We start from the raw sequence: 15,999 nt of genomic DNA on the forward strand, positions 1-15,999 counted from the left end.
TTAGGTTGCCTTTAAACTCGATCCTTTGATGGGCACATATTCGTTTTTCGCTGCCCTTATTCCCGAGATCAAAACAATTACTGAAGTAAAAACTAACATATATAAAGGAGCCGTCCAACTATGTGTAACGTCATGTAACCAACCAAATAAAACAGGCCCGATAGCAGACAGAAGATAACCTAAAGATTGAGCCATACCTGAAAGTTCAGCTGCCTCGTTCGCATTTTGAGTACGCAGGCTAAAGAACATCATAGCTAAACTAAATGCACATCCAATTCCGATTCCAATTATGATCATCCATAAAGGCATAAGAAGTGTATCCCCATACATGATAGCAACAAACCCAAAAATTAACAGAGAAGCAGCTGCAGCTACTAATAACCGCTGGCTTTTTAAACGTCCAGCTAAAATAGAAACGAGAAATGTTACAGGAAGCATAGCAAGTTGCATTAAAGACAACGTCCAGCCAGCTTCATGAGTGTTTACCCCTTTTTCTTCAAGAATTTCAGGTATCCATGTAATCACTGTGTAGAAAATGAAAGATTGAAACCCCATAAATAACGTCACATTCCACGCTAGCCTAGAACGCCATAAGCTGATGGATTTCACTTCCTCTCCTGTTTTTTCAACCTGAACAGACTTTTGTTGATATTGCAGTTGTGGCAGCCAAATAAAAATAGCGAGCAGAGATAAAAGCCCCCAACATCCAAGAGCCCCTGACCATCCCAAACCTAAAGATGACGAAATCGGAATACTTATACCAGAGCCAACAGCTCCAAATAAATTCATAGATACTGCATAAAGTCCTGTCATCATACCTATTTGTTTCATAAAATGATATTTGATAAGACTGGGTAATAAAACATTGCCAATGGCAATTGATGATCCGATTAAAATCGTTCCTATAAATAATGTTTCTTTTCCAACAAACGAACGTATTCCAATCCCAATTGTTAATATCACTAAGGACATCAATAGGGTTAACTCCATACCAAAACGCCGAGCTAAATGAGAAGCAAAAGGGGATAAAAATGCAAAAGCAAGTAAAGGTATTGTGGTTATGACTCCTGCCAGTGCATTAGAAATCCCCAAGTCATCACGAATTGCAGCTATTAGCGGACCAACCGATGTTAGTGAAGCTCTGAGATTTGCGCCAATTAGGATGATACCTATGATAAGCCATCCTATCCTAGGCTTTAAATCCAATCGCGATTGTCCTCCGTAATTTGTTAATTGTGAATTACCCATGATCAATATTGCCCCTCCGTATCACGCAATGACACCATTAAGTTTCAGAATGTTTACTGTTTCAACAGCATTTGTGTTTATCTGTAATTACGGCAGTGAAATCGTCACTGGTTTGATTCTTACAATCAATTTATCGGAGAACGACATGGTCCTACTTTTATTCCCAACGAGTTATAGTGGTTCTTTATATTCATTATTGCTTGACCGCTTGTAACTTCAATAATGATATCGTTTAATTTCCTAAGATCAACTGGTTGATTCAACATTAATTGATGAAATAGTTGTTTAATCTCCTTTGGATATACATTCCCAACCATACTGGACAGCCCATTACAGCCATTAAGTATTTTTTCCGGAAGATTGACATCACCACCTGCAAACATCACAAAGCCATCCGGTAAGTTTGTACTTGAATGACGTTTGGCATCGCTCTCTTCTTTAAGTCCTACAAGATTTGAATGTTTTTGATTGATAAGCGTTTCAAATGATTCAGCACTTAGCTCAAATCCTGTTCTAAAAGGATTATTGTAAAGCACTACATGTTTAGTTGTGTGTTGCAGCAACTCATTCATATAGCTGATAGCCTGTTTTTGAGTTGGTTGAATATAAGGTGGGAACTGAATCAAAATGGCGTCAAAGACAGAGTCCTCAAGCTCCTTAATGAGTGTTATGGCATCTTTGGTCCTTGTTGCTGATACACCAAACATAAGCTCAACATTTTTGAATTGTTTTTGATTAAAATAATGAATAATCTGGATTCGTTCTTCAATGCTCATTGAATTTTGTTCACCAGTAGTAGCAGATACAAGAACAGAATCAATCCCATTTTCTTTTAAATAGTCCAGAATGTCATTAAAACCTTCTACAAATAAACTCTCGTCGTTATGAAATGGAGTTGGAATTGCAACATTAAAATTTTTCATACAATACCTCCGTGGTTTTTTCGGAATTAGCATTTAACAATTGTCTTATTCCTTGGTTTCTCACAAAGTCAATTTCCAATAAAAGTATAGGTCAGCCTAACTTATAATACAATTCAATTATTTATATAGAAATGATAGGTATGGCCTATCGTTTATAATCAAAAAAATAAAGTTAAACCGACTAAATTGTTAAAAACCGCATTGAATTCACAGGACATCATTTTATAGACAGAAAAAAAGAGGAGCAAACACATGGTTTACTCCTCTCATTACCTTTGGCTTCTTCGTATGGTGTTTTCTTTCATAAGTTAAGACGATCCCATTCAAAAACTGCAAAAGACACCGGCTTAAGACTAACATGATTTCCGACATCACATGCCGTCCTTTTAATAATCATTTATAAATATAATAAAGAAACTCCCTATTGTCTTGGAATTCCCTTATTAAAGCCCCTATTCAGGAAAATCATTTCCCGCAGATGAATCAACAAATGGATTTCCATATTTATCACAAAAATTATAAAAACCATAACGATTCATATACATCATTTTCTCTATGTTCTCAGGAGTATCAAAATCAATTATCTCTAAAATCAAACTAGTAAATTCAATAGGGGCGGTTCCATTTGCGGTAACCAAATTTTTATCTCTTACTGCTTGTTTCTCTACAAAACTGCTAATCGGTTTATATTGTTCATAATCCTTCCATAAGAAAACTAAATTACCTGTATGGCTATGATTATTCAGCAAACCATTCTTCGCCAAAAAATCCACTGCACCGCATATCGCTGCTATTGGAATGTCTTTTTGAAATGCAGTTTTTACGAAATGTAAAAGTTTTTTATTATCATTACTCCAAGAATCTCCGCCAATCATAACTAGTAAATGAAAATTCGCAGGTTCTAACCCAATTATGTAATCGACAGATGTTTTAAAACCACCTATAGAACTGACAATAGGGTCTAAAGAAACAGTATGAACCGACCAATCTTCTCTTTGATTTAATGCTGGTGCTAAGTAAGCACCTTCCCAATCTGCATACTTGTCTAATATAAGAAATAACGCCTTTTTCATAACTATGTACCGCCTTAGATTATAAGTTTTTTATGATCCAACCTTTTCGATTTCCGTACCTTCCAGTCTCCCACAATTTGAGGCGGGTGAGTGCGATAAAGAGGAGTGTTTATCACATCCCTTTAATCTTTACGTAACGTTTCATCTTACTTCAATACTCATACGATAATATTCATCAAAAAGCATTAAATCTCCTTGTTCATGAAAATAATCAGCGACTTCAATTGATTATATAACTGTAATCTCCAATTTGTTTCGTTTTTCAAGGAATAATAAAGAAGGATACTACATAATGTAATATCCTTCTTTCCCAACTTTATGACTTTTAATTTGCTTGCTGTGTTTGTTTTATTGGATCTTTGCTAAAGAGTCCAACAATATTCCACAAGACAATTGCAGAAGCTATTATTACACGAGTGGTACTGACTTCTTGGTTAGTTAATAATTTATAACCATATATTGATCCTAATGCTACTATACAAAAAACATTGAACCATTTACTCCAACGCAATTAAAAAACTCCTTTTTAATAATTACATCTCCATACAATCTATCTACATTTATAATAGTACCAGTATTTTATTGAAAATATATAAAATTTTTCAATATCTAATCTTAAATATTTCTTAACTCATTCTACAAATCATTACTTTCACACTTGTTTCGTTGGCAAAATAAAAAGAAGACTACACGTTGTAACACCCTTTTTATGCTTTGACTTCCATATAAACTTTTGAGCTTGACATTCAACCGCCCGGTTAATATCTTGTTTTTTAGAATGTGCAGCGATACATAGAAAAACTAAATTAGCAAGAAAAAACATGTTATATCCAAGATTCCTCACCAGGAATTTTACTTCTGTATAATAAAAAATCACTTTGTCCTTTATAAAGACAAAGTGATTTTAAAATTAACTATTAGGTAAATCTACTTTTGCAGGAGTACTAGTCCAAGGTTTGCCCATTTTCTTTTTATGAGCTTTATCTTCAAAAAATTGAACTGTAGCATACTGATACCAGCTATCAGTCATTGCCCCTTTTTCATATAAATCATATTTATAATACGCATCAGGGATTTGTTCCTTAGCCCAATAAGAGAATAAAATTGTGGCAGCCTTACTTCCCCACCCTAAGCCAGGGACAATACCGACTAATGACATTGTAACTGATAACGCATTTTTAGCTGCTTTTGTATGCCCAGATAAAGTCCCCACATAATGGTAGCCCTTTTTAGGTTTTGCAGCCTGTGTTGTGAATTCATTAGATTTGAAATTATTGTTTTCATAATTTGTTCTGTTAGCAACATTTTCATCATACTCAAAGTTTAAGCCTTTTTGTTCTATGCCATCGACTTTTACAGTGTGATCATTTCCGTTCATCTGAACTTTGTGAGATTCATTTCCACTCACATACTCAATTTCAACTAATTTCCCCTTCGATGAAATCTTTTCACTTTTCATTTTGTAATGTTGTGCTAGTTCTTCGTAAGAAGGGGTTGTCTTAGAGTCCTCCTTAGCAGAAGCGTAACCTGCAGGTAAAAGTGAGCCTAAAGTCAATGATGCAGCCATAACACAAGTAATAACTCTTTTCTTTCTCAATTAAAATCCTCCTTGTGTTACACCTTAAGAATCTGAATTACTAAATACTTGCTTAATTTTATAAGCAATTACAGCGAGGTATAAAATTGCAACAAACACTAAAACTCCAGTGCCATAATCAGTTTTTGCAACTAGAAAAAGACTTAACACACCGAAAATAATGTACATTACAATATCAAATATATTTTTCTTGTTGTTCATTTAAACTCCCCCGTTTAGCAATTGATTCCAGGTGCATATTTGATTGCAGCCCCAGTGTATTAAATACTTACAATTTTGTCCATTCCGAACTCTCTGGCAATATTACTTTAATCATATCGCAAAATAATTTTTTAAATTATTTTCAGCACACCTACTCTAACATGATTCTTTTTTGATTTACATAAAAAATCGAAAAATTGAGTCATTTTTCCTTGGAGAATGACTGTGTGTAAATCTTAAAAAGGACTATTCATTCATTTTGAGAATTAGAGATACATACGCCAATCATTTAATTTCCATTAAATTCCTTTTCGAATTTATTAATAATATAAAGAGGTAATGAAAATGTTCAAAAAGAAAACAGTTAGACCAAAATTAACTGAACTTAATGCCAAAGGAACACCTTTCAATAATAAAAGTGATAAATTTATATCTTCCGTTCAATTACATGCTCTCTAAACCTGTTCTATGTAGGATACCGTTTTTTGAATTATTTGGTTTGGGGATACAGGGGAGTATCAAATATAATAAGTGGTTTTAAATAACTGGTGAGTATTGGTTTGCATGCGATCTTCCATAGTCGTTTTTCTGCATAAAAAAATAACACCAAAGATGGTTAAACCCTTGGTATTATAGGGGTGCGGCCGAGCGAACTTGAACCTTTACGGGTTATTCACCCACTGGGCCCTCAACATAGTAAAAATATATCAAGTTACAAAAGCTTTTATTCAAAGCATCTGTTTATTTTATTTACACCTACTTTTATCATATTCATGAATTCTAGGCACAAATTGGGCACCTATTAGAGACCAAGGAACTCTACATTTCATCAAGAAATATGTACTCATTGCCCTGCTGTAATTAATTTTAAGCCCTCGCTCTATGCCCCCCCTGCATTCAGTATTCGATGTAACTTTGAAATAAAGTTTTATTAAAATCTATCACAAACCCTTATTTTCACAACACATCATTTGTTTCAGCCTCCCTCGCGAATACCGGATCAATGCTCAGCTTTTAGATATTCAACCAATTTCTCCGCACTGTTCTTAACATCTTCTTTTGAAAGGTAAAGTGTCCCATATTGTGTAAATGCAGGAAGAAAACGCATTCCTATATAGTTAGCAGTGACTTGAAACGGTCTGATAAGCTCGGTGATCGTGATATTATATTCTCCGCCTGCTTGATAATCAGATTCCTGTGCGCCTAAGGAGATAGCTAAGAGTAGTTCTTTTCCATGCAATTTAGTTCCCCCAGTTCCATAAGCCCAGCCATGTGTTAACACATCATCTTCCCATTGTTTGAGTAACGCGGGACTGCTGTACCAATACATTGGGAACTGGAACACGATACGCTCATGATCTACCAGGAGCTGCTGCTCTTTTTCCACATCAATGATAAAATTAGGATATTCACCGTATAGGTCATGAACCGTAATGTCTTTCTCTTGCTTTAAACGATTCATCCAGGTTTTGTTGACAACAGACGTTTCCAAATTAGGGTGTACAACGATAACTAATGTTTTCATTTGACTGATTATCCTTTCTTCGCCGATTAGTTATTATTGCCGACAATGAATTGATTCTCATTTTAAAATAGCAACTTTATTTACAGCTATTTTATCCCTTTTTATGAATTCAGGGCAACTAATTGGTCACCAAAATCAATGATGACTTAAGACATTGTTTTGTAGAAATCCGATATAACAGAATAATCCTCTGAATAATCCCAGTAATATTCCCCATCTTTTTGGCTTTTTATCTGAACGAGAAGGGAATCCATAATCAAACCCTTTTTCGATTGTATGCATATCGCTTCTATGTCCGAGTAATTAAAAAACGCTTCGAAAAATACCTTGTTTTCAGGGTTGCTTGTTGATTATATATGGTTTAATACTTTGATTTTTTTTCAGAATTATCATTTTTATCCTTTGAAAATCCGGTCACCTAGATCAATAATAAACAAGCTGTAGCCCATGTAATATGTGTTTTCATATTTTCACTCCTAGTACATGAATTTATTTAAAAATATAATGAACCTATTTCAAATTAAGATTAACTGAGAGCTTTATCTTTTTTCTTTCATAATGAAAAAAAGAACCTTTTTCGGCTCTTTTATTAGATATTATCCATTCTATTTCTCACTTTCTTACTAAGCTTAAAGCCGAACTATTTATATACTCTTCGTTTTTCACCATTATTGGATATGCCTCTATGATTGGCAAGGTACGAATCAAGATATAGACACCTACAGCTATCAAAACTACACAAACTGGATAGTAGGCAATTAAACCTGAGGCTATATGTTTTCTTTCAAGAAGAAACAAACTTTACTGCACTTTATTAAGAAACACTCTTGAATTCTCCGTATGAAAAAAAGCTAATTCACTTCATTATGAATTAGCTTTTTTTGTACAATCAGGTCAGCAACATCAGCCATAAACACATCTAACATTTTTTTAGATGGCTTACTTTAGTTAAGTGGGCAGTAGATTATTTAAAAATAAACACAAAAAAATACCAAGGTCGTCAAAACCCTTGGTATCATTGAAATGCGGCCGAGAGGACTTGAACCTCCACGGGTTATTCACCCACTAGGCCCTCAACCTAGCGCGTCTGCCATTCCGCCACGACCGCGTGATGATAAAATTGTGTTTGTGCTGGTTTAGGCTCTTAACCTAGTAAAACCAATTTGCGTGCACTTTGTAAATAAAGTGCGGGTGAAGGGACTCGAACCCCCACGTCGTAAGACACTAGATCCTAAGTCTAGCGCGTCTGCCAATTCCGCCACACCCGCAAAAAGATAAGTGGTGAGCCATGAAGGACTCGAACCTTCGACCCTCTGATTAAAAGTCAGATGCTCTACCAACTGAGCTAATGGCTCTTACTATTCGATTTCAAAAAAATAAAAATGGCTGGGCTAGCTGGATTCGAACCAACGCATGACGGAGTCAAAGTCCGTTGCCTTACCGCTTGGCTATAGCCCAACGAAATGGAATGACCCGTACGGGATTCGAACCCGTGTTACCGCCGTGAAAGGGCGGTGTCTTAACCGCTTGACCAACGGGCCGATGGTTGAGAACTTATATCGAAATCTTATGGCGGAGAAGGAGGGATTTGAACCCTCGCGCCGCTTACGCGACCTACACCCTTAGCAGGGGCGCCTCTTCAGCCACTTGAGTACTTCTCCAATATGGCTCCACAGGCAGGATTCGAACCTGCGACCGATCGGTTAACAGCCGATAGCTCTACCACTGAGCTACTGTGGAATAATGAGACAAGACTTATTATACCAGTCTTGATTTTCAGTGTCAAGAGGTAAATGTTTTTATTTATCTCTCGTGACGACTTTTATAATGTAACATAGGCTTGCCATATTCGTCAACCTTTTTCACGAAAAAATTCTTTTTATTTTCCCGCGGCATTTTCCGCATCTGTATCTGTCAGGGTTCATAGCCCGCTTCTTTATATACTGTTGGCCGCAGGCCGTACAGATATACATATAAGTTTTTTTGTTTTCCGCTTTTTTCTTAAGGGGTGTACAGAACCTCGGCGCGTTGACTTGCTGCAAAAGCATTCTAAAATCTCTGTCTCTGTGCTTGTACCCTTTTCCTTCAAGGTGAAGATGATAATGGCAGAGCTCATGCTTGATGATGCCGATCAGTTCCTCCCTGCCGTGTTCAATCAAATATTTTCTGTTCAATTCAATGTTATGGGAGGTTAACAGGTACCTGCCGCCAGTGGTTTTAAGCCTGTCATTAAAAAGCGCCTGATGGCGGAACGGCTTTTTAAAGTACGTTTCAGAAATATCCTCTGCCAGCTTTTGAAGCTCTATATTATCCATAGTGCACCTCACTTAAAAAACATTGAACGGGACAATTCACCGTTCGCATACAATATGGTAATCACTGTCCCTCTTATGATAAAAGCTGAGGAGGAATGAGCCTATGCCAAATTGGCTTAAAAAACAGATGCAAAAAGCGTTCCTTGAAAAAGATAATTACCAAATTAAACTGCTGAATCAATGCTGGTATTTCTATAGGAAAAAACACTGCTCGTAAGCAGTGCTTTTATTTTACCATAGACAGCGATACTCTGCCTTTTTGTACATCTACGCCGTCAACCCAAACTGTCACGATATCGCCGACAGAGACAACATCAAGAGGATGCTTGACGAATTGATTGCTGAGTTTTGAGATATGCACAAGCCCATCTTGTTTGACTCCGATATCAACAAACGCTCCAAAGTCCACTACATTGCGCACGGTACCCTGCAGTTCCATTCCCTCTTTCAAATCTTCCAGCTGAAGGACGTCTGTTTTCAGCAAAGGCTTTGGCACCTCGTCGCGCGGATCGCGTTCTGGCCTTGTCAGCTGTTCACAAATATCTTTCAGAGTGATTTCGCCGATTCCCAGCTCTTTTGCCGTTTCAGAAAGTGCCAGCTGATTGATTTTGTCCTTCAATTCCGCCGTGCCAATCTGTTCTGTTGAAAGCCCGAGTTTTTTCAATAGCGCTTTTGTTTCTTTATAGCTTTCCGGATGGATGCCTGTTCTATCCAAAGGCTCTGTCCCTTCCTGCACTCTTAAGAAACCGATACATTGCTCGTAAGTTTTCGCACCGAGCCTTGGGATGTCCTTCAGTTCTTTTCGATTTGAAAACTTTCCGATTTCCTCACGTTTTTTGACAACGTTGCCTGCGACAGACTTCGATAATCCCGCTACATACTGAAGCAGCGCGGCAGATGCTGTGTTGACGTTTACTCCAACCTGGTTTACGACCGTTTCGACGACAAACCGCAGAGATTCATTTAAGCGCTTTTGGCTGACGTCATGCTGATACTGTCCGACACCCACAGACTTCGGATCGATCTTAACGAGCTCCGCGAGCGGGTCTTGAAGTCTTCGCGCAATAGATACGGCACTGCGCTCTTCAACCTTTAGGTCAGGGAATTCTTCTCGGGCAAGCTCAGAAGCCGAATAGACACTCGCTCCCGCTTCATTGACAATTACATAATAAATTTTGCGCGGCATATCCTTTAGTACATTGACAATGAATTGTTCTGTTTCTCTGGATGCTGTGCCGTTTCCGATCGCCACCATCTCGACTTGATATTGCTCAAGAGTCTTTTTCACTTTTTCATGAGCTTCTTTTGTTTTGTTGACTGGCGCATGCGGATAGATTACATCAATTTTCAAGACTTTTCCGGTCTCATCTGACACAGCGAGCTTACAGCCGGTTCGAAAGGCTGGGTCAACACCGAGCACAGTTTTGCCTTTCATTGGCGGCTGAAGCAGAAGCTTTCTCAAGTTTTCTGAGAAAATATGAATCGCCTGTTCATCGGCTTTTTCTGAGAGCTCTTTCCTGATTTCACGCTCGATTGCCGGCTGGATCAGTCTTTTATAGCTGTCCTCAATTGTCTCCTGCAAAATCTCTTTTACGGTCGTTGAGCGGTTTTTGATGATTTGTTTTTCTAAATACGCTTTAATGTGATCCGCAGGCGGTTCGATCGATACCTTTAAAATGTCTTCTTTTTCGCCGCGGTTCATTGCCAGCACCCTGTGCGGAACGACCTTTGCGATTGGCTCTTCATATTCATAATACATTTCATACACATTTTTTTCATCCGTGTCTGCCGACTTTCCGGCAACAGACTTAATGGTTCCTTTTTTGAAGGTTTCCTGGCGAATCCACTTTCTGAAAGACGGCTCGTCTGAGATTTGTTCCGCAATAATGTGCTTGGCGCCTTCAATCGCTTCTTCTCGTGTGAACACTTCTTTTTCTTCGCTGATGTACTGGTCTGCTGTTTTTGCCAGACGATCATCTTGGGGGAGTGTCAGGATATAGTCGGCAAGCGGCTCCAGGCCTTTGCTTTTAGCGACTGTCGCCTTTGTTTTGCGTTTTTGTTTATAAGGGCGGTAAAGGTCTTCCACTTCCTGAAGCTTCACCGATTGCTCGATTTTACGTTTTAGATCATCTGTCAGTTTATCCTGCTCTGCAATCAGCCTGATGACTTCTTCTTTTCGCTGATTCAGGTTTTGTATGTATTGCCAGCGTTCAGAAATCGTTTGAATCTGAACCTCATCCATTGAACCCGTCTGCTCTTTTCGATACCGGGCAATAAACGGGACTGTGTTGCCGTCCTCAAGCAGACGGATAACACTTTCAACATGTTTTTGTGATAAACCTATTTCTTTCGCAATTTGCTGTTTTAAAAGGGCTGACGTTTCCATGTAACCAAAGCCTCCAATTTTGTCGTTCTTTCTCTAGTGTATCAAAAACCGAAAAAAACACATAAAAAAAGACAGCTGGCGCTGCCCGTATCTTTACTCATGTTTCAATAGTTCCTGTAAGCCGCTCAGAAAATTCTCTTTTTTCATCGCAGCTGCAAAAAAGGATTGATCAATCTTCTCAACAATTGGCAAAGCCGCTGTTACTTTTTCTCCTCCTGTTTCTGTAAGAGACAGGAGGACCTCTCTTTTATCCTGGGGATTTTTGCTTCTTTCGATAAATCCTTTTTTCTCAAGCGTCCGCACAACCTCTGAAACCATCATGATATTGGTCTGGCTGAAGCTTGCAAGTTTTTTTTGCGTGACGGTTTCTCCGTGAGCAATCATATACTTGCACGAGGTCAGCAGAACAAATTGAACGTGTGTCAGGTCAAACTCAGCCAATGCTTTTCCCACTTTCCGCTGCCAGCTTTGCGTGGCCTGCCATAATAAAAAGCCCGGGCTTGTGTTCGGACCGCTAAATTTAGAGTGCCATTCCACTTATGTTAACTCCCATCGCTTGTGCTATTGTCAAAAAATCATTTTTGCTGATTTCAAAATGTCCTCTGCGAAATAAAAAGCCAAGATGCTTGGTTTCCTGAACAAATTCAAGCTTTGATTTAATGTCGTAAAAACCGATTTTATGGCATGGATAATAGTCTATATCTAATCGGTATGGAATAAAATTCGGAGCCATTTGATACGGATAGATATTTCCGCTTTTCACTTTGCCGATCGCAGTAAAGCTTCGCAGCAGTTTGCCATCTGGATATGCGTCTCTTGGAGAATAATAAATCAGCCAATCTCCCTCTTTCATTTTGGCGAGCGGGGCTTTTTTTCCATGGCACAGCTGTGCAAAACCACCGGCAGCACCTTTTAATACATGCTGCTCTGACACAACGCCGATCCAATAATTAGTGTTCATTTTATCACTCCTCCGCATAGGTGAACAAGCCTGCTGACAGCCGCCGGGATGTCTTTAGACAGTTCAGTACCAATGATTTCTCCACATTTTTTTGCTTCAGCACCTTCTAATACAATTCCATGTGTGATACGCAAACCTTCTTTTTGCTTTTGAAGCACGTAAGAAAATTCCATTTTTACATTGTTATGCGGCATGTTGGCCATGACAGAAAATGACCGATGTTTCTCCACATGCTCAAGCCAAAAAGAAACTGTATGTCCTTGCAGAAGCAATGTTCCTTCCGTTCCCTTTTGAAATGGTCCCTTCAAAGAAGCTGATGAAATACCCGCATCCCATTGATCCCATGTTTCTGTTTGCTGATAACGGCTCCAGATTTTGTCTATATCCGCATCAGCTATCGCAATGTATTCATCATTCCACATCCCATAAGCCCCCCAAATTGATAAGTTCACTTATTAATTATAATAAGCGTACTTACTAATAGTCAACCGCAAAAAAAGAAGCCGGATGTCCAGCTTCTTTTTTCTGGTTTCCTAGGACAGATGTCCAAGAATATAGGTCAGATCATCTTTTCTCGATGTCGTATACATTTTCAGCGAATTCGATATGTCTTCTACCGATTGGCCCTTTTTCAAATGGGAGCGGATATCGGGTACGTTGAGTCCATCTGTATGTATAATGAACTTTGAACCCTTTTCATAAGTGGCGGTGTGCGTTTTGTATTTTTGCGGCTTGCCTGATAAATAGCCCGAAATCGGCAGAGGATAAAAGCTTTCACCAGACGGGGAATGCAGAATAAACCGTACATTGCCGACAGAGCAGTACGTAAACTGCCTTTGTTCAAAATTGATTTTCAGGATAGATGCTGTGGCGCCTCTTTTGTTTTTCATCGCCTGATTACAGCGTTCGATAATGCTTTGTACGTCTTCATTCGCATAGTTTTCCACTAAGTCTTTGATGGCTGCAGAGGATTCGTTTGCAAGCGATCCGCTTCCAAGTCCGTCAGCAACCGCGCAAATTAATTCCTTGTCATCAGCTTTCATAAAAAAGCTGTCTCCGCAAATCGATTTTCCTTCTTTATTCAGTTGATATACTAGAGTTTGAATATGCTCGTTTTCTTCAACCTGGATCATTACATTAACTCCATCGAGGGATCTTCAATCAAGGCCTCTCTGAGCTTCTTCACAGCTTTGCGCTGCAGACGCGAGACGTGCATTTGAGATATACCGAGAATGTCCCCAGTTTCTTTTTGGCTTTTGTTTTGAATATACGTAAGGTCTATGATTTGTTTTTCACGGTCTGAAAGGACATGAAGCACGCTTTGCAGCATCATTTGCTGGTTGACTCGCTCATATCCATCCTCCTGTGATCCGACGATATCAAGGATCGTGACGGTGCTTCCGTCCGAATCCGCTTCAATGCTGTGGTCAACGGATAAGGCTTGATAGCTTTTGCCCATTTCCATCGTTTCAAGAACCTCTTCTTCAGAAACATCGAGGAATTCGGCAATCTCTTCAACTTTCGGCGATCTTTGTGTTTCAGTCGTCAGCTGATCAACCGCCATTTTGATTCTTGGCCCCAGTTCTTTAATCCGTCTCGGCACGTGAACGCTCCATGTTTTATCTCTGAGGAAACGTTTTATTTCACCGATGATTGTCGGAATTGCAAAAGCTTCAAACGATTTCCCGACAACAGGATCGTATCGCTTAATCGCGCCGAGCAGCCCGATCATGCCGACCTGGCGGAGATCCTCGTGGAAGCTTTTGCCTTTTGAATATTTTTTCGCAAGCATGTCAACCAGATTTGTATACACCCGCACAAGCGTTTCCTGCGCCTGTTCATCTTGCTTTGTTTGGTAATCGCTTATGAGCCGATCGACTTCATCTTTAGTTAGTTTCGTAGTTTTTGATGGTTGTGTCATGATCAACTCGCTCCCCATTTAAATACTTTGTCATCGCTACAGTGACGCCGGAGTGATTTTGCACTCTAACTTCATCCATGAGCGTTTCCATTAAATATAGACCGAGCCCTCCTTCTGATAATTGATCAACTGTGTGCGAAGGTGTGTACGGCCCTAGATCCTGCTGCTTTTGATCAAAGTCAAAGCTGTCTCCTTCATCCGCCACAATAACCTCTAAACGGTCTTCAAACACACCGAATCGTATTGACACTTCCCCATTTTTATCTTCTTTGTAAGCATGCTGAACCGCATTTGTGCATGCTTCACTGACTGCGATTTTCAAATCTTCAATTTCATCATACGTATAGCCCATTCTGCTTGCGACGCCTGACAGTGTCAGTCTTATAATTCCCACATACTCAGGTTGGGCCGGCACTTTCATTTCGATGTAATCAGCTTTATTCTTCATTGCACTCCACCTTCTGACTTTGCAGAAATATCAATGATGTCCTTCAGGCCTGTAATGTCAAACAGGCGGATCAGGCGGTCAGAAAGATTTTCAAGTTTTAACGAACCGCCTTGTTTTTTCACTGTTTTAAAGATCCCTACAAAAACGCCCAATCCGGTACTATCCATGTAGCTGACATCTTTCAGGCAAATTCTTAAGTCTGCGCCTTGTTCTGCCAGGGGCACAAGCTTCTCTCTAAGCACCGGCGCTGAGTATACATCAATTTCTCCTGCAATGTTTACGTGTATATCATTCTCGTTTTGCTTCACATCAACATTTATATTCATTCGTATCACCTCAAATTTTCCTTCAAGTCACTAGTTGCTTTATACCCTCGTCTGGAAGACGTTAAACCTTTCTCCGCAAAACAATTAACGTAAAATCATCATGAAGCTGAAAGTCCTGTAATTTGAGGAGGCTGTCATAAATGTTTTTGACCATTTCCTGCGCGGAGGAACACATATGTTCCTCAATGAGCTTCTGCAAATCAGGACGCTCCAAGAAACCGTTTTCTGTTCTGCATTCTGTGACGCCGTCAGAAAATAAAACGATCATATCACCCTTTTCCAGATGCTGATCGAATTGTCTGTAGTCATAATCCTGCGAGATGCCGAGAACGAGTCCTTTAGCCTCTAAATCATAAAACGCGTTGTCTTTTTGAGAATAATAGAATCCCGGTTCATGTCCCGCCGAAGCATATGTAAATCGATGCTTGTCCATATTGTAATTGGCATAAAACATCGTAATAAACATACTAGCGTCAACGTTTTGTTCAACAACACGATTTAAATTTTTCAGCACCTGAGAAGGGTGTATGCCCGTTTCCGGCAAAGAGTCCATTGCGTATTTAATCATGGACATACAGAGAGCAGCTGGAATGCCTTTTCCGATCACGTCCGCGATTGCGATATTAATGGATTCCTTGTCTTTGACGAAGTGGTAGTAATCACCGCTCATCTGTTTGGCAGGAACACTGATGGCGCCGATATCCAGCGCGTCCTCCTGCGGAATTTTTGTTCCGAGCAGCGTCTGCTGGACATTAGCTGCGATTTCAATTTCTGATTTGATTTCCTGCTGTATCCCTCTAAGGGTTTGATGCTCCTGATAAGCCATTCCATAACCAATCATGACTTCTATTAAAAAATCCAGCGAATGAAACACATCTTCCGGGAGACTTGGATACAGCTCCTTCAGCACTTTTCTATGAATACTGATGATTTCTTCCGGAGGAATTTGGTGCTCGATTGTTTTTCGGCTGAATTTTTGGGCTTGATATAAAGATGTTTCTGTTAATTCGGCTATATATCGGTTAAGCAGCTGATGATACCGCTGCTCAATAACCTCCCTAAAATCCACGTTCTT

General features: G+C 39.3%; 17 protein-coding genes, 7 tRNA genes and 2 pseudogenes. 1 reads left to right on the forward strand and 25 read right to left on the reverse strand.

Annotated elements, in window-relative coordinates; all coding sequences use genetic code 11:
• From QA442_RS19795 to QA442_RS19870, 16 genes and pseudogenes are all read right to left on the reverse strand, one after another.
• Positions 1 to 1,248 (reverse strand): CynX/NimT family MFS transporter, encoded by a 1,248-nt coding sequence (locus QA442_RS19795; protein ID WP_279473381.1) that lies wholly within the window; start codon positions 1,246 to 1,248, stop codon positions 1 to 3.
• A 125-nt stretch (positions 1,249 to 1,373) separates the two neighbouring features.
• Positions 1,374 to 2,171 carry a dihydrodipicolinate synthase family protein gene (locus tag QA442_RS19800; protein ID WP_279473382.1) on the reverse strand — a complete coding sequence of 266 codons (798 nt, stop codon included), beginning with the start codon at positions 2,169 to 2,171 and terminating at the stop codon, positions 1,374 to 1,376.
• Positions 2,172 to 2,623: 452 nt separating this feature from the next.
• Positions 2,624 to 3,244 carry a type 1 glutamine amidotransferase family protein gene (locus QA442_RS19805; protein WP_279473383.1) on the reverse strand — a complete coding sequence of 207 codons (621 nt, stop codon included), beginning with the start codon at positions 3,242 to 3,244 and terminating at the stop codon, positions 2,624 to 2,626.
• 144 nt (positions 3,245 to 3,388) lie between these two features.
• Positions 3,389 to 3,472, reverse strand: a pseudogene (locus QA442_RS19810) (hypothetical protein); the annotation flags it as partial.
• 97 nt (positions 3,473 to 3,569) lie between these two features.
• The gene (locus QA442_RS19815; protein WP_168781302.1) at positions 3,570 to 3,755 is read right to left on the reverse strand and encodes a hypothetical protein; all 186 of its coding nucleotides are present in this window, start codon (positions 3,753 to 3,755) and stop codon (positions 3,570 to 3,572) included.
• Between the two features lie 399 nt (positions 3,756 to 4,154).
• Positions 4,155 to 4,841 (reverse strand): hypothetical protein, encoded by a 687-nt coding sequence (locus tag QA442_RS19820; protein ID WP_136654829.1) that lies wholly within the window; start codon positions 4,839 to 4,841, stop codon positions 4,155 to 4,157.
• Between the two features lie 24 nt (positions 4,842 to 4,865).
• The gene (locus QA442_RS19825) at positions 4,866 to 5,042 is read right to left on the reverse strand and encodes a hypothetical protein (RefSeq protein WP_009966645.1); all 177 of its coding nucleotides are present in this window, start codon (positions 5,040 to 5,042) and stop codon (positions 4,866 to 4,868) included.
• 1,000 nt (positions 5,043 to 6,042) lie between these two features.
• Positions 6,043 to 6,567 carry an NAD(P)H-dependent oxidoreductase gene (locus QA442_RS19830; RefSeq protein ID WP_279473384.1) on the reverse strand — a complete coding sequence of 175 codons (525 nt, stop codon included), beginning with the start codon at positions 6,565 to 6,567 and terminating at the stop codon, positions 6,043 to 6,045.
• A gap of 1,024 nt (positions 6,568 to 7,591) precedes the next feature.
• Positions 7,592 to 7,675: transfer RNA gene (locus tag QA442_RS19835), tRNA-Leu, on the reverse strand.
• A gap of 78 nt (positions 7,676 to 7,753) precedes the next feature.
• Positions 7,754 to 7,835 (reverse strand) — tRNA-Leu (locus tag QA442_RS19840).
• A gap of 11 nt (positions 7,836 to 7,846) precedes the next feature.
• Positions 7,847 to 7,922, reverse strand: a tRNA-Lys gene (locus QA442_RS19845).
• A 28-nt stretch (positions 7,923 to 7,950) separates the two neighbouring features.
• Positions 7,951 to 8,025 (reverse strand) — tRNA-Gln (locus tag QA442_RS19850).
• Between the two features lie 11 nt (positions 8,026 to 8,036).
• Positions 8,037 to 8,108: transfer RNA gene (locus tag QA442_RS19855), tRNA-Glu, on the reverse strand.
• A gap of 29 nt (positions 8,109 to 8,137) precedes the next feature.
• Positions 8,138 to 8,228 (reverse strand) — tRNA-Ser (locus tag QA442_RS19860).
• A gap of 4 nt (positions 8,229 to 8,232) precedes the next feature.
• A tRNA-Asn gene (locus QA442_RS19865) sits at positions 8,233 to 8,307 on the reverse strand.
• Positions 8,308 to 8,429: 122 nt separating this feature from the next.
• Positions 8,430 to 8,882 carry a SprT family protein gene (locus QA442_RS19870; RefSeq protein ID WP_095432085.1) on the reverse strand — a complete coding sequence of 151 codons (453 nt, stop codon included), beginning with the start codon at positions 8,880 to 8,882 and terminating at the stop codon, positions 8,430 to 8,432.
• A gap of 103 nt (positions 8,883 to 8,985) precedes the next feature.
• Between QA442_RS19870 and cmpA the strand changes: the two genes are divergently transcribed.
• On the forward strand, positions 8,986 to 9,099 hold the full coding sequence (cmpA, locus tag QA442_RS19875; RefSeq protein WP_003225207.1) for a cortex morphogenetic protein CmpA: 114 nt from the start codon (positions 8,986 to 8,988) through the stop codon (positions 9,097 to 9,099).
• Between the two features lie 9 nt (positions 9,100 to 9,108).
• Here the strand turns inward: cmpA and QA442_RS19880 are convergent, their stop codons facing one another.
• The 9 genes and pseudogenes from QA442_RS19880 to rsbU all read right to left on the reverse strand — a co-directional run bounded on the left by QA442_RS19880 (position 9,109) and on the right by rsbU (position 15,993).
• Entirely contained in the window at positions 9,109 to 11,268 is a 2,160-nt protein-coding gene (locus QA442_RS19880) for a Tex family protein (protein WP_071581001.1), read from the reverse strand.
• A gap of 93 nt (positions 11,269 to 11,361) precedes the next feature.
• The gene (locus tag QA442_RS19885) at positions 11,362 to 11,805 is read right to left on the reverse strand and encodes a MarR family winged helix-turn-helix transcriptional regulator (RefSeq protein ID WP_071581002.1); all 444 of its coding nucleotides are present in this window, start codon (positions 11,803 to 11,805) and stop codon (positions 11,362 to 11,364) included.
• A complete protein-coding gene (locus QA442_RS19890; protein ID WP_040084111.1) occupies positions 11,789 to 12,229 on the reverse strand; it encodes an EVE domain-containing protein in 441 nt (146 codons plus the stop codon). The genes QA442_RS19885 and QA442_RS19890 overlap by 17 nt, the downstream gene beginning before the upstream one ends.
• Positions 12,226 to 12,461: pseudogene (locus tag QA442_RS19895) on the reverse strand (hypothetical protein). Before QA442_RS19895 ends, QA442_RS19890 begins: the two are co-directional and overlap by 4 nt.
• Before the next feature lie 301 nt (positions 12,462 to 12,762).
• Positions 12,763 to 13,362: a phosphoserine phosphatase RsbX gene (gene rsbX / locus QA442_RS19900; RefSeq protein WP_040084112.1), complete on the reverse strand. Its 600-nt coding sequence runs from the start codon at positions 13,360 to 13,362 to the stop codon at positions 12,763 to 12,765.
• On the reverse strand, positions 13,362 to 14,150 hold the full coding sequence (gene sigB / locus QA442_RS19905) for an RNA polymerase sigma factor SigB (RefSeq protein WP_014662857.1): 789 nt from the start codon (positions 14,148 to 14,150) through the stop codon (positions 13,362 to 13,364). Before sigB ends, rsbX begins: the two co-directional genes overlap by 1 nt.
• Positions 14,116 to 14,598 (reverse strand): anti-sigma B factor RsbW, encoded by a 483-nt coding sequence (gene rsbW / locus QA442_RS19910; protein ID WP_014662856.1) that lies wholly within the window; start codon positions 14,596 to 14,598, stop codon positions 14,116 to 14,118. The genes sigB and rsbW overlap by 35 nt, the downstream gene beginning before the upstream one ends.
• Entirely contained in the window at positions 14,595 to 14,924 is a 330-nt protein-coding gene (gene rsbV, locus QA442_RS19915; protein WP_095432086.1) for an anti-sigma factor antagonist RsbV, read from the reverse strand. Before rsbV ends, rsbW begins: the two co-directional genes overlap by 4 nt.
• Before the next feature lie 61 nt (positions 14,925 to 14,985).
• Positions 14,986 to 15,993 carry a phosphoserine phosphatase RsbU gene (gene rsbU / locus QA442_RS19920; RefSeq protein WP_095432087.1) on the reverse strand — a complete coding sequence of 336 codons (1,008 nt, stop codon included), beginning with the start codon at positions 15,991 to 15,993 and terminating at the stop codon, positions 14,986 to 14,988.
• Positions 15,994 to 15,999 lie beyond the last annotated feature (6 nt).

It is taken from the genome of Bacillus stercoris (assembly GCF_029772985.1).
Lineage (GTDB): Bacteria > Bacillota > Bacilli > Bacillales > Bacillaceae > Bacillus > Bacillus stercoris.